Source organism: Paraburkholderia sp. EG286A (assembly GCF_040965375.1).
GTDB lineage: Bacteria > Pseudomonadota > Gammaproteobacteria > Burkholderiales > Burkholderiaceae > Paraburkholderia.
Genome location: NZ_JBFRCB010000003.1, coordinates 90,539 through 116,600, shown reverse-complemented (window position 1 = coordinate 116,600; position 26,062 = coordinate 90,539). Strand labels below are relative to the sequence as shown.

Below are 26,062 nucleotides of genomic sequence, written 5' to 3'. Positions count from 1 at the left end.
AAGCCGCGCCGCGGCCGGCCATGGTTTATATGGCGGCAAGACGTGCGGATACGCTCAGCCCGCGAGTTCGACGAGGGTGGGAATCGAAGGTTGAGCACCCGCGCGCGTGACGGAAACCGACGCCGCGCGCAATGCGAAGGCGATGGCTTCGAGCGCGGGCGCGCCGGCGGCCAGGCGCGCGGCCAGTCCGCCGATGAAGGTGTCGCCGGCCGCCGTCGTGTCCACCGCATTGACGCGTGGCGCGGGCAGATGGACGGCCGCGGCGCCGTCGAGCAGCGCACATACGCCCTGCGACCCGAGCGTCACCAGCACGTTGCGTGCGCCCGCTTCGCGCAGCGCCGACGCCGCGCGCGCCGCCTCCTCGGGCGTACTCGCGGGCAAGCCGGTGAGCGCGGCGGCCTCCAGTTCGTTCGGTACGAGATAGTCGATCAGCGGGAGCCAGGGCGCGGGCAGCGGCCCCGTGGCGGGTGCTGGATTGAGGATGGTGATCTTGCCCAGGCGCCGTGCAGCGGCGAGCGCGGCCGCTACGGCGTCGGTGGGCGTCTCGAGCTGGCAGACCACGACGTCGGCCTGCGCGAGCACGGCTTCATGGCGCGCGATCGTTTCGGGCGTGAGTTCGCCGTTGCTGCCGGCCACGATGACGATGGCATTCTGGCTCGCATCGTCGACGATGATCAGTGCCACACCCGTCGGCGCCGCGGGCGACGTTTCGAGCGCGCCGCAGTCGATACCTTCTGCCACGAGCCCCGCGCGCAATACCTCGCCGTTGCTGTCGGCGCCGACCCGGCCGACCATCGCCACCTGGGCGCCCAGGCGCGCCGCGGCCACCGCCTGGTTGCCGCCCTTGCCGCCGGCCACCTGCGCAAACGCATGTCCCGCGAGCGTCTCGCCGGGCGCCGGCAAGCGCGGCGCACGCGCGACGAGATCCATGTTCAGACTGCCGACCACGGCCACGCGAGCGCGTGCGTCGGTCGGCCTGGCTGCGTCAGTCGTCACGATGCCTCCTCGATGGCTTGCGCCTTCGCTACGGCCACCCTGCCTCAGGCCGCGAGCGGCGCGTATTCCTCGGCACCGATCCAGGGCCCCGTCGATTCGCGCGCGAACAGCGTAGGCGGCATGACGCGGCGCCGCGCCCTCGCGCCTTCCTCGCGCGCGTTCGCGATGCGCTCGATCAGCGTGAGCGCCGCCATGTCGCCGAGCGCACGCGCCGGCTGGCCGACCGTCGAGAGCGCGGGCCAGGTGAAGTTGCCCAGCTCGATATCGTCGAAGCCGATGATCGAGCAGTCGCCCGGCACGCGCAAGCCGCGCTCGGCGGCCGCGCGCAAGGCGCCGATGCCCATCATGTCGTTGCCGGCGAAGATTGCGGTCGGCCGCACGCTGTCGAACAGTTGCGCCGCGGCGCGATAACCGCCCGCCCCGGAAAAGTCGCTTTCGACGATCGCCCCCGGCGCGATCTCCACGCCCCGCTCGGACATGGCGCGCAGGAAGCCGTGCATGCGCATCGCGCTCACCGCGGTCGTGACCGGCCCGGTGATGCAGCCAATGCGCGAGTGCCCGAGTTCGAGCAGATGCCGCGTGGCGAGCCAGGCGCCGCGCTCGTGGTCGATCTGCACGAGATCGGCGTCGAGCCCCTCGATGTTGCGGTCGATGACGACGATCGGCTCGCGCGTATCGGCAAGCGTCGAGGCCAGCACGGCGTCGTCGCCGGCCGAGGCGACGATGAGGCCGTCGATGCGCTTTTCCTGCAGCACGCGCAGGTAGCTGCGCTGCTTGGCCGGGTCGTCGTCGGAGTTGCAGAAGAACACGCAGTAGCCCTTGCGCGCGCAGGCGTCCTCGACCCCGCGCGCAAGCTCCGCGAAATACGGGTTGGTGCCGTTCGGCACGAGCAGACCCACGGTCGCCGTCGCACGCGCCTTGAGCGAGCGCGCTACCGCCGACGGCACGTAGTTCAGGTCGCGGATCGCACGTTCGACCTTGGCCCGCACGTCCGCCGACACCGGACGCGAATTGTTCACCACATGCGACACCGTCGTGAAAGATACCCCCGCCACGGCGGCCACATCCTTGATCGTCGCCATATTTATGTTGCTCCTGCTTTTTTGCTGCCCTGTTGCTGCCGGCTCTCTGCGCGCCCGTTGTTGGTTTGGTCTGGCGTCGCTTCCCCGGTCATTTCCGCCGGCCCGCGCTGCATTGCGGACCGCGCCCTCGAAAAATTGTTATGCCCTGCTGCCTCTACGACTTCGCCTGCTGCGGTACGTGTCGAGCACGACCGCCACGACGATCACCGCGCCGGTGATGATGCGTTTGGTGGGCTCGTTCGCGCCGATCTGCGCGAGCCCCGCGGCCAGCACCGAGATGATCAGCACGCCGAAGAACGTGCTGATGACCGAGCCGCGCCCGCCCATCAGGCTCGTGCCACCGATCACCACGGCCGCGATCACCTGCAATTCCAGCCCCACGCCGGCGTTCGGATCGGCGGCTTCGAGGCGCGAAATCTGGAACAGCGCCGCGAGCCCCGAAAACGCGCCCATCAGCGCGAACACGATCACCTTGTACGGCCGCGGATCGACGCCCGCCAGGCGCACCGCTTCCTCGTTGGTACCGATACCAATCAGATACCGTCCGAACACCGTGCGCGTCAGCGTGAGCTGCGCGATCACCATCACTGCCACCGCGATCAGGAACGCCGGTGAGATGCCGAATGCGATCGGGTTCGAGAGAAAGTCGAACGCGTCGCCGATATACGCCGTGCGCGAATTCGTCATCTGGTACGCCAGCCCACGCGCCGCTTCGAGCACGCCGAGCGAGACGATGAACGACGGGATGCGCCAGCCCACCGTCACCGCGCCCGTGAGCGTGCCGGTGGCCGCCGCGGCGACGAGGCCGAGCAGCGCCGCCGGCAGCGCGCCCCAGCCCCACTTGAGCGACGCCACGCTCACCACCGAAGCACCGAGCGCGAGTACCGAGCCCACCGAAAGATCGATACCCGCGATGATCAGCACGAAGGTCATGCCCACGGCCATCACCACGAGATCGGGAATCTGGTTCGCGATCGTGCTGAACGTATCGTACGTGAGGAAGTGCGAACTCAGCAGCGAGAACAACACGATCATCGCGATCAGCGCGAGTGCGAGGCCCAGGTAGTTCGAAAAGCCAAAGCGCGTCCCCACGGGTTTGCCGCTCGCCTGCATCGCATGCGGCGCCGACGCAGCCGCCGGCGCGATTTTGGCCGAACCGGTACGCCCACCGCTTTCGTCGCCCTGCGGCGACGGTTGCCCGCGCAACGGGTCGTTCGTCATGAGGCGCTCCCTCGTCGGTCGTCGTTTCGTTCCTGCGGCTTGCGCGTGTCTACGGGTGGCGGCACATCGCCCATCTCCGGCAGATCGCACGCGTTCGCGACCAGCGCATCCTCGGCGCGCAGCCCCGCGAACGCGGCGGCCAGCAGCTTGTCCTGGCTCCACTCGTCGCGACCGTAGATGGCCGTCATCTTGCCCGCCGACATCACGCCGATGCGGTCGCAGATCAGCATCAGCTCGCGCAGGTCGCTCGACACCACCACGAGCGCCCGGCCTTCGCGCGCGAGCGCGCCCATCAGCGCGTAGATGTCGAACTTCGCGCCGACGTCGATGCCGCGCGTGGGCTCGTCGAACAGCACGACACGCATCGGCTGCGTGATGTCGCGCGCGAGCCAGCGGCCGATCACCACCTTCTGCTGGTTGCCGCCCGACAGCTCGCCCACCGGCTGCGCGGGTCCGGACGCGCGGATTCGCAGCGCGTCGATCTGCGTGCGCGCCAGCGTGGTCTCGCGCGCCGCGTCCACCACGCCGTAGCGCGATACCGCGCCCACGTTGCCGAGCGTCACGTTCGCGGCGAGCGGCTGTGGCAGCAGCAGCCCTTCGCCCTTGCGGTCCTCGGTGATGAGCGCGATGCCAAGCCGAACCGCGTCGGCGGGCGAGCCGACCTGCACCGGCTGCGGCGCCGCGCCCGGCGTGGGCGCCAGCGCCACCGTGCCGCGCTCCATGCGGTCGGCGCCGTAGATGAGCCGCATCAGCTCCGTCCTGCCCGCGCCGATCAGCCCCGACACGCCGAAAATCTCGCCGGCGCGCACTTCGAACGACACGTCGCGCACGGCCTTCGCGCGCGTGAGCCCGTCCACCTTCAGGAGCGGCGCGCCGATGCGCCGCTGCCCCAGATCGATGCGCTCGCCAAGCTCGCGTCCCACCATCAGCGCGACGATGCGCGCGGGCGTGAGGTTGGCCATGGCATCGACCCGCACGAGCTTGCCGTCGCGCAGCACCGCGACGCGCTGCGCGATGCGCTCGAGTTCTTCGAGCCGGTGCGAGATGTAGACGATCGCCACGCCGCGCGCCTTCAGCCGCGCGATCTGCTCGAACAGCAGCTCGACCTCGCGGGCCGTGAGCATGGCCGTCGGCTCGTCGAGGATCAGCACGCGCATGTCGCCGCCATCGGCACCACCGGCACCGGCGGCGCTGCCGATCAGGTTGCGCGCGATCTCCACGAGCTGCTGATGCCCGATACCCAGCTCCCCGACCGGCGTGTCGGGGTCGATCGCCTCGAGCCCGACCTGCGCCATCGCGGCCCGCGCGTCGTCGCGCAGCCGCCTGCGATCGATCCAGCCGAACCGCAGCGGCCCCGACTGCGGCAGGCGGTCCAGAAACAGGTTCTCCGCAACGCTCAGCGTGGGCAGCAGGTTCAGCTCCTGCATGACCATGCGCACGCCGAGCGCCTCGGCTTCGCGGCGGCTCGCCGGGGCGTAGGGCTGGCCCATCAGCGTCATGCTGCCCGCGCTCGGCGCCGTGAGGCCGCTCACGATCTTCGAGAGTGTGCTCTTGCCGGCGCCGTTTTCCCCCGTGAGCGCAAGCACTTCGCCGGCGTGCAGCGCGAGGCTGACGTCGGCGAGCACCGGCTGCTCGTAGGTCTTGCCGACGCCCGTCACCGTAAGCACGGCGGGCGCAGGTGACGCTACGTCGGGGACATTTGCATCCATCACGATCCTGTAGTCGCGAGCCGCGCCGCCGGGTTCAACCGGTGAGCCGCGCCGCCCGGATACTGCGGGTCCGCACCGCCGCCGCACGCTCCGGTAGAGCGTGCCTCGAACGGCGCGCCGGGCAGCGATACGCCGCCCAGCGGAAGACGGCCGCCCATGCGGCCATCCCGGTACAAATAACGGCTGCGCGGCGAGATTCTTGAGCGCTTATTGCGTTGCGCACGCAAATACCGCCGCGCCACGGCGTGGCGCCTGCCGGCAGCGCTCTACTTCGTGACGAGCACCACGGGCGTTTCGACGATGCCCGACAGCTCCGATTGCTTCTTGTGCTCCTTGAGCGCCTTCAAGGCCGTGTCGATGCCGAATACGGCCTGTTTCGCCGCGAACTGGTCGGCGGTGGCGAGCACGCGGCCGTCCTTCAGCATGGGCTTGATGGCAGCGATGTTGTCGTAGCCCACCACGTACACCTTGCCCTGCTTGCCCGCCGCGCGCACCGCCGACACGGCGCCGATCGCCATGTTGTCGTTGCCGCACAAGAGCGCCTTGATGTCCGGGTACTCATTGAGCATGGCGGAGGCGACGGCGTTGCCCTTGTCGATCTCCCATTCGCCCGACTGCGTCGAGACGATCTTCGCGCCCACGGCGTCCATCGCGTCCTTGAAGCCCGCGGTACGCTGCTGCGCGTTGGTTGTGGTGGAGACGCCCTCGACGATGCCCACCGGGTCGCCCGACTTCAGGCGCCTGGCCAGGTAGTCGCCCACGAGGCGGGCGCCCTTGCGGTTGTCCGGGCCGACGAACGGCACGTTCAGGTCCTTGGACTTGAGCACGTCGGCGTCGAGCTTGTTGTCGATGTTCACGACGATGATGCCCGCGTCCACCGCCTTCTTCACGACGGGCACGAGCGCCTTGGAGTCGGCGGGCGCGAGCACGATGGCGTCGACCTTCGAGACGATCATCTGCTCGACGATCTGGATTTGCGCGGCCGTGTCGGTCTCGTTCTTGATGCCGTTGGTGATGAGATCGAACTGGTCGGCGTTGTGCTTCTGATAGTCCTTCGCGCCGGTCTCCATGGTGAGGAAGAACTCGTTGGCGAGCGACTTCATGACGAGCGCGACCTTCGGCTTGTGAGGCGTCTGCGCGCGGGCCGCGAGCGGCAAGGCGCCTGTTACGGCGGTCGTGGCGAGCGCGCTGGCGGCGAGGAGGATGCGGCGGCGAATGCGGGAGTTCATGTCTGGAAGTCTCCGGTTTGTCGGGCCCGGCTGGGCCCTGCTTTCTGGTTATGCGCAAACGTTTTCTGCCGGCCCATTCTCGGCGCAGGCGCTGAACGATGTCAACTTCGCTCTGTCACTGGCGTCGCTGGCGGCCATGCGGCGGCGCAACAACGCCCGCCCCGTCTCTTAGCCCGTCTCTTAGCCCGCCTCAGAGCCCGCTTCAGAGCCAGTTGATACGACGAAACAGGAAAAACAGGAAGATATCGAGCACGAGCATGGCCGCGAGGCAGATCTGGTAGCCAAACCTGAAATGCAGCTCCGGAATATGCTCGAAGTTCATGCCGTAGATACCCGCGATCATCGTCGGCACGGCAAACAGCGCGGCAAACGAACCGAGCCGCTTGGTCACCTCGTTCTCCGCGAGCGAGATCATGCCGAGGTTCACCTGGATGGCCGTGACGATCATTTCGCGGCGTGCGTCGATCATGTTGGACACGCGCACGAGATGGTCGTACACGTCGCGGTAGTACGCCTGCATGCCCACGCAGATCTGCGGAATGCGCCCGCCCACGAGCTTGCCGACGGCATCCACGAGCGGCGTGACGTGATGCGCGAGGATCACGAGACGGCGCTTGAGCGAATAGAGATCCTCGATGATCGCGCGCGAGCCCGCGAGGTCGTGCTTGTCGAAGATGCGGTCCTCCAGTTCCTCGATCTCGCTGGAGAGCGTTTCGAGCACAGGCGCGTAGCGGTCGACCACGCTGTCCATCAGCGCGTAGAGCACGAACCCGGAGCCTTCGCGCAGCAATTCGGGCTCACGCTCGCAGCGCGCGCGAACGTCGGTGAAACCCTGCTGCGCGCGGTGGCGCACGGAGAGCACGAAATTGGGGCCGGCGAATACGTTCACCTGGCCTATGATGACTTCGCCGTCGTCGTCGAGTTCGAGCGTATGGAGCACGCTGAAGACCGTGTCGCCGTATTCCTCGATCTTCGGCCGCTGGTTGCCGTTCATCACGTCTTCGATGGCGAGCTCGTGCAGGCCGAACTCCTCCTTCATCGCCGCCATTTCGCCGGCGTCGGGCTCCTTGAGCGCGACCCAGACGAAGCACTCGGGCTTCGCCAGATAGTCGCTGATGGCTTCGACCGTGACGTCGGCCAGTTTCTTGCCGCCTTGATACGCGACGCAGTTGATTAGCATGTTCCTCTTCTTCCCGGCGGCGGGCCGCGGCCGCGCCGCTTCGAATTGCACCGGTTGCCAAGTTTAAGGGGTTCCGTCGACCGGCGGCGTCTGGACGGAGTGCCCGAGCGGCGCGCGCCCGCCTGACGGGGCCTGACTGGCGCTTGGGAGCACTGCCCGTGCCCGCCGCGCAACGGTCGTGGCGAACTGGCGGCTGGCCTACTGCGCGACGCGGCGGATGCCGACGTGGTGATCCTTGTCGAAGGTGACGCTCGCGCGGTTGGTGTAGCGCGGATCCACGAGAAAGCGCAATTCGATCACGGGATCGAACTGGGTCGTCACGGCGATGCGGTGCACGCCCGGCGTGAGGTAGAACGTGACGTGCTCGCCGTCCATGAGGTCGGTCACGGGCTCGCCGTCGAGGTAGACGGGCGCGTCCCGGAATTTGACGATGACGTTGCGGGTGCGCTCGCGGCGCACGTCCACGGCCACGAGGCCCTCGCCCGGTGCGGTGTAGCCAGGCTTCAGGATGCGTTCGGCCGGCACGGGCTTGAACGGCATGGGCTGCGGCTGCTCCTCGGCACAGCCGCCGAGTGCGAACGCGGCGACCACCGTGACGGCGGCGGCGAGACTCGCAATCGACCTGCGCGACGGCAAGGACGGCATGGGCGCATTCCCCTCTTCTGACCTCTGGCTGCTGGTTCGCGCCCATCATATCCGTACGGGCGCCAGACCGATCATCGTTGTTATATGCTGTGGGGAATGCGCGGCAGCGCTCGCAACCGGCATCAAGAGGAGGCAACGGCCATGTGGTACTTCGCGTGGATCCTCGGCATCGGCGTTGCGCTCGGCTTTGGCATCATCAACGTGATGTGGCTCGACGCCAACGGCAAATTCCTGAACGGACACGGACCGGAGCAGACCGGCCCGGATAACGTCCCTTCGGCAGGCGCCGGCACACCACATGGCGAGGCACGCCGCCCGTGACGAGACTGGTGTTCTTCTGCGGCCACGCCGGCGCCGGCAAGACGTCGCTCGCCAAACGCCTGTTCGCCCCGCTCGCCCGCGAGACCGGCGAGCCGTTCTGCCTGCTCGACAAGGACACGCTCTACGGCAGCTATAGCGCCGCCGCAATGGGCGCGCTCACGCACGACCCGAACGATCGCGACAGCCCACTCTTCCTGCAGCATTTTCGCGAACCCGAGTACCGGGGCCTCATCGACACCGCCCGCGAAAACCTCGAGCTTGGCGTGAGCGCGCTCGTGGTCGGCCCGCTATCGCGCGAAGTGCGCGAGCGCAAGCTGTTCGACCGCGCGTGGCTCGGCGTCGATCAGGAGGTGGGGCTCACCGTGGTGTGGGTGCATACGAGCGAGGAAACGGCGCACGCGCGCATCGTCGCGCGCGCCCATCCGATCGACGCCTACAAACTCGCTCACTGGGACGAATACCGGCAGCGGCGCTTCATGCCGACGGGTGCGCAACTCGACGGCCTGCTGCTCTTCGACAACAGCGCGCCCGCCGCGGCCGACTACGACGCCTTGCTTGAGCGCATCGTGTCGGCAACGGCATCGACCTGAGATTTCAGGCCGCCACCTTTGCGCGGCTGTCGAGCGTCGCGCCTTCGTACACCTGACCGAAGCGGTTCGCGAGGAACTGCTGGAGCGACACCTGCTCCTGACGCACGAACCCGGCTTGCGGCAGACGCTTTTCGCGGAACAGGTCGAGCACCGCGCACATGGCGCCGGCCGTGGTGATCTGGATCGCGCTCATGGGCACGCCGCACACCGTCTTCGCGAAGATCTTGCGCGTGAACACTTCCTGCACGAGCTTGCCGTCGCGCATGCCGGTCACCGTCATGAAGATGAGCACGACGTCCTGCTCCGTGGCGGGCACCGAGCGGCGCATGATGGACTTGAGCGTGTCGCGGTCGCTGGAAAGGCGCAGGTCTTCGAGCAGGAACTGCATGAGCGCGCGATGACCCGGATAGCGCACCGACTTGTAGTCGAGCGACTCGACCTTGCCGGAAAGCGTCTCGCAGAGCGTGCCCAGGCCGCCCGAGGTGTTGAAGGCCTCGTACTCCACGCCGTCGAGCGAGAAATGCTCGAGACCTTCGAGCGGCTGCACCCACTGCGTGCGGCCTTCGCGGATCGCTTCGCACGGCTGGCAATACTCGTTGATGAGACCGTCCACGCTCCACGTGAGGTTGTACTTGAGCGCGTTGGTGGGGAACTGCGGCAGCGCGCCCACGCGCATCTTGACGTCGCGGATCTCGGTGAAGCGGCTCGCGAGCGCATGCGCCGCAATGCCGATGAAGCCGGGCGCGAGACCACATTGCGGCATGAAGACATGATCGGCGCCGTCGGCCAGTGCGCGGATCGCGTGGGTCGCGCGCACGTCCTCGGTGAGGTCGAAGTAATGGACGCCCGCGCCCTTCGCCGCCGAGGCGACGTTCACCGCGAGGTAATACGGCAGCGCATTGATGAGCACGTCGTAGCCATCCAGCGCGCCGCGCAGCGCGGCCGCGTCGCCGGAATCGACGCGCGCGGTGGGGATGCCCTGCGCCGCAAGCGGCTCGAGCGCCTTCGCATCACGGTCGAACGCCGCGACTTCGTAGTCGCCGCTCTCGCGCAGCATGTGGGCAATGGTGTGGCCGATCAGGCCGGCGCCTGCAATCGCAACTTTCATGGGTCATCTCCTTTGGTTTTCTATGCTTGGGGATGGGCAGCGCCCGCTCAAACACAGTCTAGGGAGAGACAAATACGGTTCATAGACGCAAAACGATGCGTTTCGACCGCGTTTTTCGTCATTATGACGACCGGTTTCGTCGAAATGACGAAATCATTCATTTTCGACGGCGAATACCTCGCCGTCCGGTCCACGTTTCGGCCCGCGGCTCGGCCCGCGTTTCAGCCCGTTACCGAGCCGCGATCGACCTTGCGCGCGAGCACGATCGACGTGGTCGTGCGCTCCACGCCGGGTATGCCGCCGATCTGGTCGAGCAGGTCGTTGAGGCGGTCGGGCGAATCGGCGCGCAGCCACGCCACGTAGTCGTACTCGCCGCTCACCGCGCACAGCAACTGCACTTCGGGCATCTTGCCGAGGCGCTTTTGCACATCGGGCCCATGGCGTGGCGCGATGATGAGCCCGACCCACGCCTGCAGGCTCGCGTCGAGCACGTCCTGGCCGAGGCGCACGCCGTAGCCGGCGATCACCTGGGTGCGTTCGAGCCGCTCGATGCGCGCCAGCACCGTGGTGCGCGCGACGCCCAGGCGCCGTGCGAGATTCGCGACGCTTTCGCGCGCGTTTTCCTGCAGCAGCGCGACGAGGCTGCGGTCGAGGTCGTCGAGTTGATCGAGGCGCGGAGGTCTCATCGGGGGGCGGTCTGGATGGGAAGTCTGAACGGCGTCATTATCGCGCGCGGGTGAGCACGCCGGGCGGCGCTCGCGTCGCGCAAGTCATGCCCGACGGGTATTTCCACGCGTTTCGTTTGTAAGCAAGTGTCGCAGCCGGGGCGTCATGAAGCGAGAACGTGGTACTAATAACGGCTGCAGCCATTCTGGCCATGCTACCCGCTACGAAATGATTCAAGGAGTCACAATGAAGAAAGCTTTCGTCATCCTTGCCGCCTCGCTCTCGATGAGCGGAGCGTTCGCGCAAAGCGCCGCGCCGGCCGCCTCGGCAACCGCCGCGGCCGCGTCGAGCGCCGACGTGCGCGCCGCGCAGCATCAGCAGCGCGTCGAGGAGCGCATCACGTGGCTGCACACGCAGCTCAAGATCACGCCCGAGCAAGAGCCGCAATGGAAGACGTTCGCCGACACCATGCGCAGCAACGGCGAGACCATGTCGAATCTCTTCAAGCAGCGTGCGGAGAGCGAAAGCTCGCGCAACGCGCTCGACGACATGAAGCAGTACGCGCAGATCGCCCAGGCGCACGCGGACGACATGCAGAAGCTCGTCTCGGCGTTCGAGCCGCTCTACACGAGCCTCTCGCCGGAACAGAAGAAGCTCGCCGATCAGGCCTTCCGCCACGGCAATGAGCACGGCCCGTCGGGCAAGCCGGGGCATCCGAAGCACAAGGGCAAGGCGAAGCCGTCCGCAGGCGCCGCAGCCAGCGACACCGAAGCGGCCAGCACGCCGGCCGCGCAGTAAGACGGAGGAAGGCGCACCCGCGAATCGGGTCGCGCTCCCATGCGTGCGCGACGGCCCGATCCAGGGTACCCTTGCGGACCGCGCGACGGCCGGGCGAAACTGCCCGGCCGTCGCTTCTTCGAAAGCCGTTTTTTGTGAAGCCGTCCGCTGCTGCCGCCATGATTGAACTGACCCAACTCGACCTGCGTGTCGACCCCGCCGCACAGCGCGTCGTCAAGGACGAGACCGTGAGCGTCGAGTTCGCAGCCGTAGCCGGCGAGCTGATGAGCCTCGAAGGCCCGAACCGCTACGCGCCCGGCGACGCGATCATCACCGGTTCGACCGGCGATCGCTGGGTCGTCTCGCGCGACCGGTTCGATGCGAAGTACCTGCCGGCGAGCGACACCCTTGCCCACGGCGATGCAGGCGCGTATCGCAACCACCAGGTCGTGGTGCTCGCAAGGCGCATGGACGAGCCGTTTACGCTCGTGCGTTCGGCCGGCGGCGACCGGCTCAGCGGCGTGGCCGGCGACTGGGTCATGCAGTACGCGCCCGGCGACTATGGCGTCGTGCAGGCCGCACGTTTCGCCAGGGTCTACAAGCTCGCCGACTAAGTCCCAGCGCAATGCCGAGCGGGCGCGCCGCGCCCGTCGCTTCGAGCAAGCGCTTTACGCAAACTCTTCGTCCAGCGCGATCGTCACCTCGCGCGGCACGTCTTCGCCCTTCGCGTGCTGTTCCTCGAGCGATTCGATCGTCGCCTCCACATAGGCGCGCAACACCGCGAAGCTGCGACCGCGCAGCCGCGGCGGCAAGGCGCGATAGCGCGCGAGCGCGGCGGGCGCGATTGCCACCGTGAGCACCATGCGGCGCGCCTTCGAGCCGAAGCGCATCGCCACCCAGTGCACGACCAGTTGCGGCACGCCGTTTTCATTCGGCTCTTCGGCAAAGCGCGTCTGCTCGGGAAAGATGTCGGCGATCACGCGGGCGAGCTCGTCGAATTCGGGGCTCGCGCATTCAAACAGATAGGCTTCCATTGACGCCAGAAAAAAGAAGTAAGACGCGCGCACTCACGCCGCGCGTGCGACGCGCCGCTGCGGGCGGCACGTCCTGAAAAGCACGACGGCGACCACCACGGCCGCCACCACATACAAACTGTCCACGGCCACGAGCGGCACGAGACGCGCCTGGTACATCGCGGCAGGCACGTCGATGAGCGCGTGCACGAGGATCGCGAGCGGCAAAATCCCCTTCCATCCCGCGCGCACGCCGCGCCACATCAGCACCGACAAGCCGATCTGGAACACGAACGCGGCCGTGCGCTCGAGCGCGAACACGCCCGCGAACAGCGGCGAAAGGCTAGCGAGAATCAGATGGACGCGCAAGACCGAGTCCATCGTGAGATTGGACAGATGCTCGTCGAGATCGCCGCGATTCGCGAGCACCGCGAACACGATCCATTGCAGCTGCACGAGCACACCGACGAACCACGCCTCCGCACCCGCATGGCCAATGCCGTAGCCGAACGCCGCGCCGTCAGCGGGCGCGTTGGGCTTGCCCGCGCCGCGGCGCGCGATGACGCGCATGGCGATATAGCGCCCGACCTCCTCGCACACGCCCGCGGCGAGCGCCCCGTACAGCACGAAGAACACGGGGTTCGAAAGCACCTGCGCGACGGCGGCGTTGCCGTGCAGCATGTAGTCGTTGACGGCGCGCTCGATCACAGTCGCGAACAACGCGAAGATGGCGACGCCCGTGATCGTATCGCGCCAGTCGAGCGCGAACGGCACACGCAGCCGGCGATACAGCGATACGGGCAAGGCGGCGACGAACAGCGTCGCGAGCGAAAGGCAGACGAGCGTGATCGGAGCTACGGACATGGGCTTCCTTATGACGTTCGGCACGCACGCACGCGCGCCGCAGCCCGAATGATCGCAGATATCGGCGCCTGCGCGCAGCCCAGGCTGCGCGAGGGGCCCGCAATCGCGCCGTCGTCACCCCTGCGTCGAAGCCCTCACCCAATCGCGCCGTCGTCACCCCTGCGTCGAAGCCCTCACCACCAGTTCGCCCTCGAACGCCGCCGCGCGTGCCTTGGGCGCCGCGCCTTCGATGCGCTCGTGCAGAAACTCCACCGCGCGATAGCCGATCTCGCGCGTCGGCTGGCGGATCGTCGTAATGCCGGCAAGCTCGGCCCACTCCGGATCGTCGATGGCGGCGAGCGCCACGCGCTGCTGCCACTGCGCGCCGAGGGCCGCCTTCAGATGCAAGGCGAGGCGCAGCGCCACCGGCGCATTGGCCGCGAACAGCGCGCACCGCGCACCGCGCTCGAGCGCGTGGGCCACGTGAGTGTCGAGCGCCGCGAGCGCGGTTTGCACGGCGGCTTCGTCGTGGAGATCGAGCACGTGCGTGAGGCCGCGCGCCGCGCCCTTCGTCGTCTGCATCGACTCGCGAAACGCCGCTTCGCGCTCGCGCCGCGAACTCACCTGCTCGAACGGCTGCACGACGAACACGATGTCGTCGTAGCCGCGCGCAAGCAGATGCTCGGTGCCGAGACGCACGGCCGCCGCGTTGTCGAGGCCGACCATGTCCGCATCGAGGCCGTCGACGGTACGATCGATCAGCACGGCCGGAATGCCGCCGCTGCCCACGGGTTTCAACATCGATTCGCGCACGCCGAGTGCGTTGACGATCACGCCTTCCACGCGATACGTGGTGAGTAGTTGCAGGTAGCGCCGCTCCATGTCGATCTCGTTCGCCGCGTGGCAGATGAGCGGCATGTAGCCGAGCGCGTGGCACGCCTCCTCCACGCCCTGCAGAATCTCCACCGAATAGGGATTGGCGAGATCGGCGATCAGCAGGCCTAGCAGACGGTTGCGGCCGCGCTTGAGCCCGCGCGCCATCTGGTTGGGGCGATAGTCGAGCCGCTCGATCGCCGCTTCGATGCGCGCACGCAGATCGGGCGAAAGCACGCCCAGCTCGCCGTTCAGATAGCGCGAGATGCTGGTCTTGCCGGTGCCGGCTTCACGCGCCACGTCGCTGATGGTCGCGCGGCGCGGCGCCGTGGCCGCGGCGCCCTTTTCCGCCGCAGCGACGTCATGCTCGCGATCCGCGTCGCCCGCAGCCATGCTCATCGCGCGAGCACGTCGCGGTTGACGACGTTCACGTTAAGCGTGCCGGCGAGCGCCGCGACGAGGTTCTCCGCCGCGCAGCGCGCCATCGCGTGACGCGTCTCGTGGGTGGCCGAGCCGATGTGCGGCAGCGCCACCACGTTCGGCATGCGCAGCAGCGGCGACGCAGGATCGATCGGCTCGCGCTCGAACACGTCGAGGCCCGCGCCGTGGATCGTGCCCGCTTCGAGCGCCGCGATCAGCGCGTTTTCGTCAACGGTCGCGCCGCGCGAGGCGTTGATGAGAATCGCGCCCTTCTTCATCTTCTTCAACTGCTCCGCGCCGATCAGATGGCGCGTGGCGTCGGTGAGCGGCACCTGGAGGCACACGAAGTCCGCGCTGGCGAGCAGTTCGTCGAGTTCGACACGGCGTGCGCCGTAGTTGCGTTCGGCCGCTTCGTTCGGACTGCGGTTCGTGTACAGCACCTTCATGTTGAAGCCGAGCGCGGCACGGCGCGCCACGGCGCCGCCGATGCGCCCGAGCCCGACGATGCCGAGCGTCTTGCCCTGCACGTCCACGCCGAATTGCGCCGGGCCGATGCTGCCCTTCCAGTGGCCCGCCTTGACCCAGTCGGCCAGCTCGACGACGCGGCGCGCGCTTGCGAGGATCAGCGAGAAGACGGTGTCGGCCGTCGATTCGGTCAGCACATCGGGCGTGTGGGCGAGCACGATGCCGCGCTTCGTGAGATCGGCCACGTCGAACTGGTCGTAGCCCACGGAGATCGTGGAGAGCGCCCTCACGCGCGAACCGTCCAGCAGCGCCGGTGTGATCTTCACGCTCGCGCCGATCGCGCCGTCGGCGTCCTTTAGCGCGGCGGCGAGTGCGCCGGGCTGGTCGGCATCGACGTCGATGATGTCGGCGTGCTCGCGCAGATAGTCGGCGACATCGGCGGGCAAGGCTTTGTAGACAACGATTTTCGGCTTCATAGGTGCGCTAGAAAAGAGAGGTTATTTTCCGTGAGCCGGCGATGCATAAGCACGGGCGGCGGCGCGCTGCGGCTTGACGGCGAGCGTGAGGCCCACCGAAACGAGCAGCGCCGCGCTCATGAACGCATAGGATGCCGCAGGCGAGCCCGTCGCGCCATTCAGATACCCGACCACATAGGAGCCGACGAACGAGCCGAGCGCGCCCATGCTGTTGATCAGCGCCATCGCGCCGCCGGCCACGTTCTTCGGCAGCAGTTCCGGCACGATCGCGAAGAACGGGCCATACGGCGCGTACATCGCCGCGCCCGCCACCACGAGCAGCGCGTAGGAGATCCAGAAGTGCGTCGAGCCGAGTGCGTAGGAGAGCGCGAAGGCCAGCGCGCCGACCAGCAGGAACGGCCACACGAAGGCGCGGCGATTGTCGAGCTTGTCCGACGCCCACGAAGCGGCGAGCATCGCGATGGTCGCCGCGAGATACGGCACGGCGGAAAGCCAGCCCGTTTCGACCATGCCGAGCGCCGAGCCGTTCTTCACGATCGAGGGCAGCCACAGCACGAAACCGTACACGCCGATGCTCCAGCAGAAGTACTGCGCCGAGAGCAGCATCACGGCAGGCGTGCGGAACGCCTCGGCATAGTTGCGCACCGGCTTGATGGCGGCCTGCTCGGCGCGCATCGCAGCGTCGAGCGCGCGCTTTTCGTCGTCGGAGAGCCAGTCGACCTGCGCGGGCTTGTCGCGCACGAGCAGCCACCAGCACACGGCCCACACGACAGCCGGCACGCCCTCGGCGATGAACATGTGGCGCCAGCCGAAGGCATGTACGAGATAGCCCGAGACGACCGACATCCACAGCACCGTGACCGGATTGCCGAGGATCAGGAACGTGTTGGCGCGCGAGCGCTCCTTCTTCGTGAACCAGTTGCTGATGAAAATGAGCATGGCCGGCATCACGGCCGCCTCGACCACGCCGAGCACGAAACGGATCGCCATCAGCGACGGAATGTTCGTGACGACGCCCGTGAGCGCGGCGCAGCCGCCCCACAGCACGAGGCTCGCGAACACGAGCGTGCGCACGCTGCGGCGCTCCGCATACACTGCGCCCGGCAGCTGGAAGAAGAAGTAGCCGAGGAAGAACAGCGCGCCGATCAGCGACGAAAGCCCCGGGCTGATGCCGAGATCGCGGTTGATGCCGGCCGCCGAGGCGAAGCCGTAGTTGGCGCGGTCGAGATAGGCGAGGCTGTACGTGATGAACACGATCGGCATGATTGCCCACCAGCGGCGCGGTGCGAGCGAGGTTGAGGTCATCGGTGTCTCCAGTTGCATGGGGCTCGGTACCTGACAGTGCCGCCCTCTGGTCTCATGTCGTTTGGCGCGCCGCACTTGGCGTTGCGCCGCCTGTTCCGCTATGCGGCTGCCTGCGTTTGCGCCGCTTCGAGCGCATCGAGCTGCGCGCGCGTGGGCAACCCTTCCGAGTCGCCGATCACCTGGACGGCCAGCGCGCCGATGCGGTTGCCGCGAGCGACGGCCGCAGCGAGCGGCCGCCCTTCGAGCAGCGCGCTCACCACGCCCACCGCGAAGCCGTCGCCGGCACCCACGGTATCGACCACGCGCTCCACGCGCTGCGCCGCGACGCGGCCCTGTTCGCCTTCGGCCGTGGCGTAGTACGCGCCCTCTGCGCCGAGCTTCACGATCACACCGCGCGCGCCGCGCGCAAGATAGAACTGCGCGATGGCTTCCGGGTCGTCCGAGCCCGTCAGCACGCGGCCTTCACCGACGCCGGGCAGCACCCAGTCGGCGAAGCTCGCGAGTTCGTTTAGCGTGCCCACCATTTCGGCTTGCGAGCCCCAGAGCGTCGGGCGCAGATTTGGGTCGAACGAGATCGTGCGGCCCGCGGCGCGCATCTCGTGGGCCAGCTTGAACGCCAGTTCGCGCGACGAGGAAGAGATGGCGGGCGCCACGCCGCTCAGGTGCAGATGGCGCGCGCCGAGCACATAGTCGGCCTGATAGTCGCAAGCCGAAAGCTTGCTCGCCGCCGAGCCGCGGCGGAAATACTCGACCGCGGGATCGCTGCCGTCGTCGTTCTTCGACTTGAGCTGGAAGCCGGTCGGAAAGCGCGTGTCGGTGCTCACGCAGCGCGCGTCGATGCCTTCATGTGCGAGCACGTCGCGCACGAACTGGCCGAACGAATCGGCGCCCACGCGGCTCATCCAGCCCACCTTGAAACCGAGGCGCGCGAGGCCGGTCGCGACATTGAGCTCCGCACCCGCCGCGCGTTTCGTGAAATGCGCGACCTGGGCGAGCGGACCCGGCTCCGTGGCGACGAACATCGCCATTGCTTCGCCGTAGGTGATGACATCGAGTGCTTCGGTCATGAGATGCGTTCCTGATGAATCGTATGGGAGCCTGAAGCCCGGCTTCGCGGCTTCACGCGGCGCTCAGGCGGCCGCGAGCCACTCGACGTAGTGCGCGGCGGCGTCGTGCACGCGCGCCGGATCGAACGGAAATTCGATGCCGCGCGGCACGTGGGTCGGCAGCAGCGCGAGCGCGGCGCGGCACAGCGTGTCGTCGTCGTCCGGCGCGGCGGCGAAGCGGCGTGCGCCCTCGCCCGCCACGGCCTTGCAATGGATGTATTCGACGTACGGCGCGAGCGCGGCGGCGGCGAGCAGCGGCGGCTCGCCCGGCCATTGCCAGTTGCCGATGTCGAAGGTCATGCCGATCACGCCCGGTGCGCCGCCGTCGCGCAGCGCGTTGAAGAGGCCGATGAACTGGTCGAGCTTGCCGCCCTGCTCGAGCTGGCCGTTCTCGACGACGACGCGCGGGCCGTTGCGCGCGTCAGCGGTGTCGCCAGTACGTGCGCCCAGTGCTTCGAGCAGGCTCGCGAGGCGCGCCGCGCTGGCGTCGCCTGCGAAACCGCCCAGTTGCAGCTTCGCGAAACGCGCACCGAGCGCCCGTCCCGCGGCGACCGCGGCGCCAAGCGCCGCCTCGTCGAGCGCGCCATCCTCACCATAGAGCGCGTCCGGCGTGGACCAGACGCGCCACAAACCCTCGTCCGCAAGCGCCGTTCCGAGCGCGCGCAGCGCTTCGGGCTGCGCGTCGGCATCGCTCATCAGCTCGCGCCGCACCTCGAACGCCTGCGCGCCCGCGCGCCGCGCCGGCCGGCTCCACGCCGCGTGACCGTCACGCCAGATTGCCTGCGCGCCGAACGCGCTCGCCACGATTGCTACTTCCGCCATTGCCGTCTTCCCGTTGCCTGCCGTCGCGCACTTCGCTTTTCTTGGAACCGGTTCCAAATCCAGCCCGAAAAAAAGCGCCTGCGCGCCGGTTGATTAGGGCGGATAGTGCGCGTTAGCCGCTCAGGCCGCCATTCTGGATTGCCCTGGGTCAGAGGGATCAGAGGCCCGGAACATCGGCGAGACACAGTTCCAGGAAGCGCTGCGCAACGCGCGAAGCCGCGCCCGCGTGCGGCACCAGGATCGAGAAGCGCCGCGCAAGCGGTTCGGGCCCAAGGCGGATCTGCCGCAAGGCGCCGTTCTCGTGACGCATCGACATCGCCGAGACGAAGCCGATGCCCATGCCCGCCCGCACCGCCTCCTTCACGCCCTCCACGCCGGCGATCTCCAGCGCCACCCGCATGGGCACGCCGGCGCGAGCGAACGCGCGCTCGACCACCTGGCGCACGCCCGAGCCATCCTCGCGCAGGACCAGCGGCCACTGCGCGAGCGCTTCCACCGTGATGGCCGGCATCGGAGCGGCCGCCTCCCCTTGCGCGTCGAGCTGCAACGCCAGCGCGTGCGAGCGCGGCACGATCGCGACGATCTCGTCCTCGTGCCAGGCATGCACGGCGGTATCCGGCGGCAACTGCTCGCCCACTGGGCCCTCGATCAGCGCGATATCGACCGCGCCGAGCATGCCCACGACGTCCGTCGAATTTCCGCTCGACGTTTCGAGCTTGACCTGCGGATAGCGGCCGTGGAACTGCGCCACCAGATACGGCAGGCGGTAGCTCGCGGGCGTGGTGGTCGCGCCGATGCGCAGCGTGCCGCGCTCGAGGCCGCGCAACGCGTCGCGGTAGCTGAGGGCGTCGCGCCAGGTGTCGCGCAGGCGCGCTGCGTAGCCCGCGAGCTGCTCGCCCGTGGGCGTGAGGCGCACCCCCCGGCCGTCCCGCTGATAGAGCGGCTCGCCGATCTCCTCCTGCAGCAGTCGCAACTGGCCCGAGACGGCCGGTTGCGACAAATGCAGTGCCAGCGCAGCTCGACTGATATTGAGATGCTCGGCGACGGCAGCGAAAGTTATCAGTTGTTCCGGGGTCATCGTGGAAAACCATCGTGTTGACCTATATATTACTTCACAAATCACGATTTTTCATATCGATATATCTAAATTAGGATTAGGCCATTCGATAGCGCCCTGTTCGCTACCCCATTTTTCGACCGGATCGCCCGGTAGAGAGGCCGTCATGTCTACACCCAGTCTTGCGCACGCATCATCGCCGTCCACCCGCGGGCAGCTCAACGGCGTCCTGTTCGTCGCGCTGTTCGCCGCCGCCGTCACCAGCGTCGCGTCGCTGCCCGCCATCGCCGGGCTCGGCATGAGCCCGCTGATCGTCGGCATCGTCGCGGGCGCAATCTATGGCAATGCGCTGCGCGACGGCATGCCCGAAAGCTGGGCCGCCGGCGTGAACTTCTCCGCGCGCAAGCTGCTGCGCATTGCCGTGGCGTTCTTCGGACTGCGCGTGAGCCTGCAGGAAATCGCCCAGGTCGGCGTGCCGGGGCTCGTCGAATCGGTCGTGATCGTCGTGAGCACGCTCGTGATCGGCACCTGGGTCGGCATGAAGCTCCTCAAGCTCGACCGCGACACCGCCATTCTCACGGCGGCCGGCAGCGCGATCTGCGGCGCAGCGGCCGTGCTCGCCTTCGAATCCACGCTGCAATCGAAGCCGCACAAGAGCGCCATGGCCGTGGGCAGCGTGGTGCTGTTCGGCACGCTTTCGATGTTCCTCTACCCGGTGCTGTTCCGCGCAGGCTGGCTGCATCTCGATACGCTCGGCGCCGGGCTCTTCTTCGGCGGCACGATTCACGAGGTCGCGCAGGTGGTGGGCGCGGCGAGCAACGTGAGCCCGGAGGCCACGCACATCGCCACCATCGTCAAGATGACGCGCGTGATGCTGCTCGTGCCGGTGCTGCTCGTGCTCGGCGTGTGGCTCAACCGCGCGGCGCGCAGCAAGGCAATGGCCGACGGCCACGCCAGCCACGGCGGCGCGCGCAAGCTCGCGGTGCCCTGGTTCGCGCTCGGCTTCCTCGCGCTCGTGATCGTCAATTCGCTGCACGTGCTGCCCGAAACGGCCACCCACGCGGTCAACACGCTCGACACCTTCGCGCTCACCATGGCGATGACCGCGCTCGGCATCGAGACGCGTGTCTCGCAAATCCGCCAGGCCGGCCCGCGGGCGCTGACCGCCGGTTTCATCATCTACCTCTGGCTGGTCGGCGGCGGTCTCGCGATCACCTGGGGTGTGCAGCGCCTGTTCGGATGACCCGGCGCCCGAGGGCCGCGCGCCCCGACCCGATCCCCTGTGCGCCGGTGCTCCCGGCCACCGGCCCCGCCTGCGGCGGGGCTTTTTGCGTTTCTGCGCATGGCGCCCTTGCGCCATCTCGCGCGCGCACGCCACGCGCGAACCAGGCGCGGGCGTTGCGAGCGATACTGTGCGTTGCTGCCGGTTGCATGGGCAGCGGCCGCGCAGGCCGTGGCGAGCACGGCCATGAACGCAAGGGGACGACCGATGGCATACGAGCTCTATTACTGGGACGGTCTGCAGGGCCGGGGCGAATTCGTGCGGCTCGCGCTGGAAGAAGCGCAGGCGCCCTACGTGGATGTGGCGCGCGGCGAGAAGAAGGACGGCCACGGCATCGGCGCGATGATGGGCGAACTGGAGAGCGACGAGCCGTATCCGCCTTACGCCCCGCCCTTCCTCAAGGACGGCGACCTGATCGTGCCGCAAACCGCCAATATCCTTTTCTATCTCGGCCCGAAGCTCAAGCTCGCGCCGCGCGACGAGGGCTTGCGCATCGTTGCGAACGGCCTGCAGCTGACGATCGCGGACCTCGTGACCGAAGCGCACGACACCCATCATCCGATCGCGAGCGGGCTCTACTACGAGGACCAGAAGGATGCCGCGAAGGCGCGCTCGGCGGATTTCATCGCGCATCGCATTCCGAAATTCATGAGCTATTTCGAGCGCGTGCTCGCGCAGAATCCGGACGGCCCGCGCCACATGGTGGGCAACGCGCTCAGCTATGTCGATCTGTCGATGTTTCAGATCGTCGAGGGCTTGCGCTACGCGTTTCCAAAGGCGACGAAGCATTTCGCGGATCACTACCCGCATGTCGTCGCGCTGCGCGACGCCGTGGCGAAGCGCCCGCATATCGCCGCCTATCTCGACTCGGAGCGGCGGCTGCCGTTCAACGACACGGGCATCTTCCGGCACTACCCCGAACTCGACCGGGCCGTGCGCTGAATGCGCGCGGGCCGTGGAAGGCGTCCGCCGCCGCCCGGTTTCGTGCACGCGGCGCGCAATTGTCGCCGCGCAGCCGTTATGCTTCCCGCCGCACGTCGCGCCCCGCGCACGCGCGACTTTCTTTCACCCGTAACCTGACCCGCCCGCCGTGCTGTCATTCCTGCTGAAACTGCGCACCCGCGCCCGCGATCTCTTTCGCCTGTCCGACGCCCATACGATGCTGATCTGGTCGGTCATCGTCGGCGTGGCGGGCGCGTTTGCGACCGTGATCTTTCGCGAGGGCATCGCGCATGTGCAGATGCTCTTCACGGGCAGCGAAGGCAGCCTCGTCGAGATGGCGCGCCACCTGCCGTGGCACCGGCGCATCTGGATGCCGGCCGCCGGCGGCTTCATCGCGGGATGCCTGCTGCTGCTCGCGCGGCGCAAGGCGCCTGGCAGCAGCGGCAAGGCAATGCACGCCGACTACATCGAGGCGGTGGCGATCGGCGACGGCGTCATGCCCGTCGGCACGAGCATCTGGCGCAGCCTCTCGTCGCTCTTCACGATCGCGAGCGGCGGCTCGATCGGCCGTGAAGGCCCGATGGTGCAGCTCGCCGCCCTCGCCGCCTCGCTGATCGGCCGCTGGGTCCACTTCGATCCGCCGCGGCTGCGCCTGCTCGTCGCGTGCGGCGCGGCGGCCGGTATCACCTCGGCGTACAACGCGCCCATCGCCGGCGCCTTCTTCGTGACCGAAATCGTGCTCGGCTCCATCGTCATGGAAAGCTTCGGGCCGATCGTCGTTTCCTCCGTGGTCGCCAACATCACCATGCGCGAGTTCGCGGGCTACAAGCCGCCGTACGAGATGCCCGTGTTCCCGCCGGTGACGGGCGTCGAGGTGCTGCTCTTCGTGGGGCTCGGCCTCCTGTGCGGCGCGCTCGCCCCGCAGTTCCTCATGATGATGGCCACCGCGAAAAAAGGCTTTGGCCGCATCAACGCGCCGCTGCCCGTGCGGCTCGCGCTCGGCGGCCTCGTGGTCGGCATCCTTTCCGTGTGGACGCCCGAGGTGTGGGGCAACGGCTATAGCGTCGTCAACTCCATCCTCCATTCGCCGTGGACCTGGACCGCGCTCGCCACGGTGCTCGTCTTCAAGCTCATCGCGACGGCCGCGACGGTCGGCTCGGGCGCCGTGGGCGGCGTGTTCACGCCGACGCTCTTCATGGGCGCCGTGCTCGGCTGCCTGTTCGGCCAGGGCATGCACGCGCTCTGGCCCGACGGCACCTCCGCTTCGTACGCCTACGCGATGGTGGGCATGGGCGCGTTTCTCGCGGGCGCGACCCAGGCGCCGCTGATGGCGATCCTGATGATCTTCGAGATGACGCTGAGCTACCAGGTGGTGCTGCCGCTCATGCTCTCGTGCGTGGTCGCGTATTTCGTCTCGCGCGCGATCGGCAAGGCGTCGATGTACGAAATCACGCTGCATCGCAACCGCGAGGAGGCCGAGCGCATGCGCCTGCGCATGACGCAGATGCGCGAGCTGGTGCGCCCCGCGCAGACTGTCGTGCTGGAGAGCGCCACGGTGCAGGAGATGACGCGCGTGTTCCTCGAATATCCGGTCAAGTACCTCTACGTGACCGACGAGACGGGGCGCTTTCTCGGCGCGGTCGCGCTGGCCGACATCACCTCGGACCTGCTGCAAAAGCGCGATACCGCGAACAGGCACGCCCGCGACTATCTGAAGCCGACCTTCGACGTGCTCACGCCCGACATGCCGCTCGCCGTCGGCCTGCAGCACTTCATGTCGTTTCAGGGCGAGCGCCTGCCCGTGGTCGAAAGCACGCGCGAGCCCAGACTCGCGGGCGTGGTGTACAAGACGTCGCTGCTCGACGCGTATCAGCGCATGAACGCGGAGCGGTAGGCTTCGCCAGCCCACGGGGCGCGTGGCAAAGCGCAGCGGATTTTCTAGAATCTAGAGGGAAACGCGCTACGCGGCCCGCGCTGTGCGCCTACGCACCGACGCGCGCGCAGGAGGCAGCGAGAATCGACGCGGGGATGACCGGAGCGAAGATGAGCGAACCCTCACTCGAAGCCGTACGCCGCGACCGCGCGGGCTGGATATTCGTGCACTTGCAGGGCGAGCCTTACGACCGCGGCGAGCAGCACGGCAAATTGCTCGCCAACGAAATCCGCAACGCGATCCGCACCGCGCGCTACCTCGCGAAATGGGACACGGGCGAGGACTTCGACACCTTCATCAACGCCGCGATCGTGCAGTTCGCGCCGCGCCTCGACACCGAGTTCGCCGACGAGATCCAGGGCATCGCCGACGGCGCCGGTCTCAAGTTCGCCGAAGTGCTCGCCTGGAACGGCTACATGGACCTGCTGCAGAGCTGGTGGCCGGTTCATGTCGCAGCGCAGCAGGCGCCCCATGGGCAAGGCGCGGTGCGCCCCTGGCGCGGGCGGCGCGGCCACCACTGCAGCGCCTTCATCGCGACGGGCAGCGCGACGCGCGACGGCCGCATCGTCATGGCGCACAACTCGTGGGACCGCTACGCGGCCGGCGACGCCTTCAACGTCGTGTTCGATATCGTGCCCGACTCAGGGCACCGCATCCTCATGCAGGGCCTGCCCGGCTGCATCTCGAGCCTCACCGACTTCTGGATCAACGGCGCGGGCCTGATGGTGACTGAGACGACCATCTCGAACTTCATCGGCTACCGCGCGAACGGCGCCCCCGAGTTCTATCGCTCGCGCCGAGCGACGCAGTATGCGTCGAGCATTGCGCAGTGGTGCGAGATGTTCGCGCAGGCGAACAACGCGGGCTACGTGAACAGCTGGCTGCTCGGCGACACCAAAACGGGCGAGATCGCGCGCTACGAACTGGGCCTGCAGCACGCGGGCTTCGAGAGCACGAAAGACGGCTTCTACAGCGGCTTCAACGCGGCCACGGACCTCAAGATCCGCAACCAGGAATGCACCGGCGAAGCCGACGACTACACCGACGTGCGCCGCAACGGTGCGCGCCGCCTGCGCTTCATGCAGCTCGCGCAGGAGCACCGCGGCGCGATCGACGCCGAACTCGCCAAGGCGATGATCGCGGACCACCACGATGTCTACCTCGAGCGCAGCGACAACCCATGCTCGCGCACGATCTGCGGCCATCTCGAACTCGACGACGCGCGCTTCGGCGGCGCCGACCATGGGCCGTTCAATCCATGGGGCGCGAACGACGGCAAGGTGGTCGACAGCGAAATGGCGCGCGATCTGTCGTTCTGGGCGCGCTGGGGCCATCCGTGCGGCCGCCCGTTCGATGCCCAGGCGTTCATGCAGCGCCACCCGCAATGGAACTGGCTCAACGGCTATATGCGCGACCGCCCGTCGTGGCCCTGGACGCGCTTCGAGGCGCTGCGCAGGCCCTCGCTTTAATCCCGCGTAACGCCGGCGCCGACAAAAAAGCACGCACGTTCGAGACGTGTCGGCGCATTTCCTGCCATCATGGTATTTCCGTATGCGCCTCGCGCACATGAGCCGCCCAGGCGGCTCGTTGCGCCATCGCGTAGCGGCGCGCCGGGCCGCCCCGGCCGGCGCGGCTGCCTGCGCCGCCACCCACGCTGGCGGATGCGGTACGGCGCTTGCTGCGACCTATGGGCCGCATGAGAAAGGAGGTCGAGCGATGAAAACCTCGACACTGATGACCACCGTGCTGTTGTCGGCGTCATGCTTCGCCGCTCCGGTACGCACCGCGCAGGACTCACCGGTCGCCCAGGCCAGCGCGCACATTCCGCTCGCAAGTGGACAGTCCCACGCCTACGACGCCCCCGTGGCGCCCCCCGCCCCCAACGTGCCCGTGACCGCCAACGGTCCGCAACACTGGGAGTACCTCACGCTGCCCAGGTCGCATCGGCTGGACAAGACGCTAAGCCCGGACCTGCACGAGCAGACCTGAGCCTGGCCGGTA

27 protein-coding genes are annotated in these 26,062 nt (G+C 67.9%); 9 read left to right on the top strand and 18 right to left on the bottom strand.

What is annotated here, in order from left to right; genetic code table 11:
- Window positions 1–54: 54 nt before the first annotated feature.
- From rbsK to AB4Y35_RS13240, 8 genes are all read right to left on the bottom strand, one after another.
- Window positions 55–996: a ribokinase gene (gene rbsK, locus AB4Y35_RS13275; RefSeq protein WP_368704730.1), complete on the bottom strand. Its 942-nt coding sequence runs from the start codon at window positions 994–996 to the stop codon at window positions 55–57.
- Between the two features lie 44 nt (window positions 997–1,040).
- On the bottom strand, window positions 1,041–2,078 hold the full coding sequence (locus AB4Y35_RS13270) for a LacI family DNA-binding transcriptional regulator (protein ID WP_368704729.1): 1,038 nt from the start codon (window positions 2,076–2,078) through the stop codon (window positions 1,041–1,043).
- A gap of 138 nt (window positions 2,079–2,216) precedes the next feature.
- Window positions 2,217–3,299 (bottom strand): ABC transporter permease, encoded by a 1,083-nt coding sequence (locus AB4Y35_RS13265; protein ID WP_324154185.1) that lies wholly within the window; start codon window positions 3,297–3,299, stop codon window positions 2,217–2,219.
- Window positions 3,296–5,008, bottom strand: coding sequence for a sugar ABC transporter ATP-binding protein (locus AB4Y35_RS13260; protein ID WP_368704728.1), 1,713 nt, complete (start codon window positions 5,006–5,008; stop codon window positions 3,296–3,298). Before AB4Y35_RS13260 ends, AB4Y35_RS13265 begins: the two co-directional genes overlap by 4 nt.
- Entirely contained in the window at window positions 5,008–5,166 is a 159-nt protein-coding gene (locus AB4Y35_RS13255) for a hypothetical protein (RefSeq protein WP_368704727.1), read from the bottom strand. The genes AB4Y35_RS13260 and AB4Y35_RS13255 overlap by 1 nt, the downstream gene beginning before the upstream one ends.
- Before the next feature lie 108 nt (window positions 5,167–5,274).
- On the bottom strand, window positions 5,275–6,237 hold the full coding sequence (locus tag AB4Y35_RS13250; protein WP_368704726.1) for a sugar ABC transporter substrate-binding protein: 963 nt from the start codon (window positions 6,235–6,237) through the stop codon (window positions 5,275–5,277).
- A gap of 202 nt (window positions 6,238–6,439) precedes the next feature.
- Window positions 6,440–7,417 carry a magnesium/cobalt transporter CorA gene (gene corA, locus AB4Y35_RS13245; RefSeq protein ID WP_368704725.1) on the bottom strand — a complete coding sequence of 326 codons (978 nt, stop codon included), beginning with the start codon at window positions 7,415–7,417 and terminating at the stop codon, window positions 6,440–6,442.
- Window positions 7,418–7,615: 198 nt separating this feature from the next.
- Window positions 7,616–8,062 (bottom strand): hypothetical protein, encoded by a 447-nt coding sequence (locus AB4Y35_RS13240; RefSeq protein WP_368704724.1) that lies wholly within the window; start codon window positions 8,060–8,062, stop codon window positions 7,616–7,618.
- A gap of 141 nt (window positions 8,063–8,203) precedes the next feature.
- On the opposite strand from AB4Y35_RS13240, the gene cydX reads away from it, so the two are divergent.
- Both cydX and AB4Y35_RS13230 read left to right on the top strand, forming a co-directional pair.
- A complete protein-coding gene (gene cydX / locus AB4Y35_RS13235) occupies window positions 8,204–8,383 on the top strand; it encodes a cytochrome bd-I oxidase subunit CydX (RefSeq protein ID WP_368704723.1) in 180 nt (59 codons plus the stop codon).
- The gene (locus AB4Y35_RS13230) at window positions 8,380–8,973 is read left to right on the top strand and encodes an AAA family ATPase (RefSeq protein ID WP_368704722.1); all 594 of its coding nucleotides are present in this window, start codon (window positions 8,380–8,382) and stop codon (window positions 8,971–8,973) included. The genes cydX and AB4Y35_RS13230 overlap by 4 nt, the downstream gene beginning before the upstream one ends.
- 4 nt (window positions 8,974–8,977) lie before the next feature.
- On the opposite strand, the gene AB4Y35_RS13225 is transcribed toward AB4Y35_RS13230, so the two are convergent.
- Both AB4Y35_RS13225 and AB4Y35_RS13220 read right to left on the bottom strand, forming a co-directional pair.
- Window positions 8,978–10,081 carry a saccharopine dehydrogenase C-terminal domain-containing protein gene (locus tag AB4Y35_RS13225; RefSeq protein ID WP_368686065.1) on the bottom strand — a complete coding sequence of 368 codons (1,104 nt, stop codon included), beginning with the start codon at window positions 10,079–10,081 and terminating at the stop codon, window positions 8,978–8,980.
- A gap of 221 nt (window positions 10,082–10,302) precedes the next feature.
- The gene (locus AB4Y35_RS13220) at window positions 10,303–10,767 is read right to left on the bottom strand and encodes an Lrp/AsnC family transcriptional regulator (protein ID WP_042265707.1); all 465 of its coding nucleotides are present in this window, start codon (window positions 10,765–10,767) and stop codon (window positions 10,303–10,305) included.
- A 226-nt stretch (window positions 10,768–10,993) separates the two neighbouring features.
- On the opposite strand from AB4Y35_RS13220, the gene AB4Y35_RS13215 reads away from it, so the two are divergent.
- Window positions 10,994–11,545 carry a Spy/CpxP family protein refolding chaperone gene (locus AB4Y35_RS13215; protein ID WP_368693470.1) on the top strand — a complete coding sequence of 184 codons (552 nt, stop codon included), beginning with the start codon at window positions 10,994–10,996 and terminating at the stop codon, window positions 11,543–11,545.
- A gap of 158 nt (window positions 11,546–11,703) precedes the next feature.
- Window positions 11,704–12,138: a PGDYG domain-containing protein gene (locus AB4Y35_RS13210; RefSeq protein ID WP_368704721.1), complete on the top strand. Its 435-nt coding sequence runs from the start codon at window positions 11,704–11,706 to the stop codon at window positions 12,136–12,138.
- Between the two features lie 54 nt (window positions 12,139–12,192).
- On the opposite strand, the gene AB4Y35_RS13205 is transcribed toward AB4Y35_RS13210, so the two are convergent.
- The 8 genes from AB4Y35_RS13205 to AB4Y35_RS13170 all read right to left on the bottom strand — a co-directional run bounded on the left by AB4Y35_RS13205 (window position 12,193) and on the right by AB4Y35_RS13170 (window position 19,925).
- A complete protein-coding gene (locus tag AB4Y35_RS13205; RefSeq protein WP_368617604.1) occupies window positions 12,193–12,558 on the bottom strand; it encodes a DUF3022 domain-containing protein in 366 nt (121 codons plus the stop codon).
- Window positions 12,559–12,591: 33 nt separating this feature from the next.
- Window positions 12,592–13,401, bottom strand: coding sequence for a YhfC family intramembrane metalloprotease (locus AB4Y35_RS13200; RefSeq protein WP_368704720.1), 810 nt, complete (start codon window positions 13,399–13,401; stop codon window positions 12,592–12,594).
- 153 nt (window positions 13,402–13,554) lie between these two features.
- Window positions 13,555–14,652, bottom strand: coding sequence for a LacI family DNA-binding transcriptional regulator (locus AB4Y35_RS13195; RefSeq protein WP_368704719.1), 1,098 nt, complete (start codon window positions 14,650–14,652; stop codon window positions 13,555–13,557).
- Complete coding sequence (locus AB4Y35_RS13190) at window positions 14,649–15,614, bottom strand: 2-hydroxyacid dehydrogenase (protein WP_368704718.1); 966 nt, start codon at window positions 15,612–15,614, stop codon at window positions 14,649–14,651. The genes AB4Y35_RS13195 and AB4Y35_RS13190 overlap by 4 nt, the downstream gene beginning before the upstream one ends.
- Window positions 15,615–15,635: 21 nt before the next feature.
- Window positions 15,636–16,919, bottom strand: a complete 1,284-nt coding sequence (locus AB4Y35_RS13185) for an MFS transporter (RefSeq protein ID WP_368686071.1) — start codon at window positions 16,917–16,919, stop codon at window positions 15,636–15,638.
- 98 nt (window positions 16,920–17,017) lie between these two features.
- Complete coding sequence (locus tag AB4Y35_RS13180) at window positions 17,018–17,986, bottom strand: sugar kinase (protein ID WP_368704717.1); 969 nt, start codon at window positions 17,984–17,986, stop codon at window positions 17,018–17,020.
- 63 nt (window positions 17,987–18,049) lie between these two features.
- The gene (locus AB4Y35_RS13175) at window positions 18,050–18,847 is read right to left on the bottom strand and encodes a TIM barrel protein (RefSeq protein ID WP_368704716.1); all 798 of its coding nucleotides are present in this window, start codon (window positions 18,845–18,847) and stop codon (window positions 18,050–18,052) included.
- 157 nt (window positions 18,848–19,004) lie between these two features.
- Window positions 19,005–19,925: a LysR family transcriptional regulator gene (locus tag AB4Y35_RS13170; RefSeq protein WP_368704715.1), complete on the bottom strand. Its 921-nt coding sequence runs from the start codon at window positions 19,923–19,925 to the stop codon at window positions 19,005–19,007.
- Window positions 19,926–20,070: 145 nt separating this feature from the next.
- Here AB4Y35_RS13170 and AB4Y35_RS13165 point away from each other — a divergent pair, with 145 nt between their 5' ends.
- The 5 genes from AB4Y35_RS13165 to AB4Y35_RS13145 all read left to right on the top strand — a co-directional run bounded on the left by AB4Y35_RS13165 (window position 20,071) and on the right by AB4Y35_RS13145 (window position 26,050).
- A complete protein-coding gene (locus AB4Y35_RS13165; protein WP_368686075.1) occupies window positions 20,071–21,147 on the top strand; it encodes a YeiH family protein in 1,077 nt (358 codons plus the stop codon).
- Between the two features lie 246 nt (window positions 21,148–21,393).
- Entirely contained in the window at window positions 21,394–22,128 is a 735-nt protein-coding gene (locus AB4Y35_RS13160) for a glutathione S-transferase (protein ID WP_368704714.1), read from the top strand.
- Window positions 22,129–22,276: 148 nt separating this feature from the next.
- A complete protein-coding gene (locus tag AB4Y35_RS13155) occupies window positions 22,277–24,022 on the top strand; it encodes a ClcB-like voltage-gated chloride channel protein (RefSeq protein ID WP_368704713.1) in 1,746 nt (581 codons plus the stop codon).
- A gap of 149 nt (window positions 24,023–24,171) precedes the next feature.
- Window positions 24,172–25,530 carry a C45 family autoproteolytic acyltransferase/hydolase gene (locus tag AB4Y35_RS13150; protein ID WP_368704712.1) on the top strand — a complete coding sequence of 453 codons (1,359 nt, stop codon included), beginning with the start codon at window positions 24,172–24,174 and terminating at the stop codon, window positions 25,528–25,530.
- A gap of 247 nt (window positions 25,531–25,777) precedes the next feature.
- Complete coding sequence (locus AB4Y35_RS13145; RefSeq protein ID WP_368686079.1) at window positions 25,778–26,050, top strand: hypothetical protein; 273 nt, start codon at window positions 25,778–25,780, stop codon at window positions 26,048–26,050.
- Window positions 26,051–26,062 lie beyond the last annotated feature (12 nt).

Excerpts from the sequence above, each read along its gene's own strand:
- AB4Y35_RS13260 (WP_368704728.1), bottom strand. The coding sequence starts at position 5,008 with ATGGATGCAAATGTCCCCGACGTAGCGTCACCTGCGCCCGCCGTGCTT.
- AB4Y35_RS13240 (WP_368704724.1), bottom strand. The coding sequence starts at position 8,062 with ATGCCGTCCTTGCCGTCGCGCAGGTCGATTGCGAGTCTCGCCGCCGCC.
- AB4Y35_RS13150 (WP_368704712.1), top strand. The coding sequence starts at position 24,172 with ATGAGCGAACCCTCACTCGAAGCCGTACGCCGCGACCGCGCGGGCTGG.
- AB4Y35_RS13255 (WP_368704727.1), bottom strand. The coding sequence starts at position 5,166 with ATGGGCGGCCGTCTTCCGCTGGGCGGCGTATCGCTGCCCGGCGCGCCG.
- AB4Y35_RS13270 (WP_368704729.1), bottom strand. The coding sequence starts at position 2,078 with ATGGCGACGATCAAGGATGTGGCCGCCGTGGCGGGGGTATCTTTCACG.
- AB4Y35_RS13165 (WP_368686075.1), top strand. The coding sequence starts at position 20,071 with ATGTCTACACCCAGTCTTGCGCACGCATCATCGCCGTCCACCCGCGGG.
- AB4Y35_RS13220 (WP_042265707.1), bottom strand. The coding sequence starts at position 10,767 with ATGAGACCTCCGCGCCTCGATCAACTCGACGACCTCGACCGCAGCCTC.
- AB4Y35_RS13210 (WP_368704721.1), top strand. The coding sequence starts at position 11,704 with ATGATTGAACTGACCCAACTCGACCTGCGTGTCGACCCCGCCGCACAG.
- AB4Y35_RS13195 (WP_368704719.1), bottom strand. The coding sequence starts at position 14,652 with ATGAGCATGGCTGCGGGCGACGCGGATCGCGAGCATGACGTCGCTGCG.
- AB4Y35_RS13160 (WP_368704714.1), top strand. The coding sequence starts at position 21,394 with ATGGCATACGAGCTCTATTACTGGGACGGTCTGCAGGGCCGGGGCGAA.
- corA (WP_368704725.1), bottom strand. The coding sequence starts at position 7,417 with ATGCTAATCAACTGCGTCGCGTATCAAGGCGGCAAGAAACTGGCCGAC.
- AB4Y35_RS13250 (WP_368704726.1), bottom strand. The coding sequence starts at position 6,237 with ATGAACTCCCGCATTCGCCGCCGCATCCTCCTCGCCGCCAGCGCGCTC.
- AB4Y35_RS13200 (WP_368704720.1), bottom strand. The coding sequence starts at position 13,401 with ATGTCCGTAGCTCCGATCACGCTCGTCTGCCTTTCGCTCGCGACGCTG.
- AB4Y35_RS13170 (WP_368704715.1), bottom strand. The coding sequence starts at position 19,925 with ATGACCCCGGAACAACTGATAACTTTCGCTGCCGTCGCCGAGCATCTC.
- AB4Y35_RS13205 (WP_368617604.1), bottom strand. The coding sequence starts at position 12,558 with ATGGAAGCCTATCTGTTTGAATGCGCGAGCCCCGAATTCGACGAGCTC.
- AB4Y35_RS13180 (WP_368704717.1), bottom strand. The coding sequence starts at position 17,986 with ATGACCGAAGCACTCGATGTCATCACCTACGGCGAAGCAATGGCGATG.
- AB4Y35_RS13265 (WP_324154185.1), bottom strand. The coding sequence starts at position 3,299 with ATGACGAACGACCCGTTGCGCGGGCAACCGTCGCCGCAGGGCGACGAA.
- AB4Y35_RS13215 (WP_368693470.1), top strand. The coding sequence starts at position 10,994 with ATGAAGAAAGCTTTCGTCATCCTTGCCGCCTCGCTCTCGATGAGCGGA.
- AB4Y35_RS13190 (WP_368704718.1), bottom strand. The coding sequence starts at position 15,614 with ATGAAGCCGAAAATCGTTGTCTACAAAGCCTTGCCCGCCGATGTCGCC.
- cydX (WP_368704723.1), top strand. The coding sequence starts at position 8,204 with ATGTGGTACTTCGCGTGGATCCTCGGCATCGGCGTTGCGCTCGGCTTT.
- AB4Y35_RS13185 (WP_368686071.1), bottom strand. The coding sequence starts at position 16,919 with ATGACCTCAACCTCGCTCGCACCGCGCCGCTGGTGGGCAATCATGCCG.
- AB4Y35_RS13145 (WP_368686079.1), top strand. The coding sequence starts at position 25,778 with ATGAAAACCTCGACACTGATGACCACCGTGCTGTTGTCGGCGTCATGC.
- AB4Y35_RS13225 (WP_368686065.1), bottom strand. The coding sequence starts at position 10,081 with ATGAAAGTTGCGATTGCAGGCGCCGGCCTGATCGGCCACACCATTGCC.
- AB4Y35_RS13175 (WP_368704716.1), bottom strand. The coding sequence starts at position 18,847 with ATGGCGGAAGTAGCAATCGTGGCGAGCGCGTTCGGCGCGCAGGCAATC.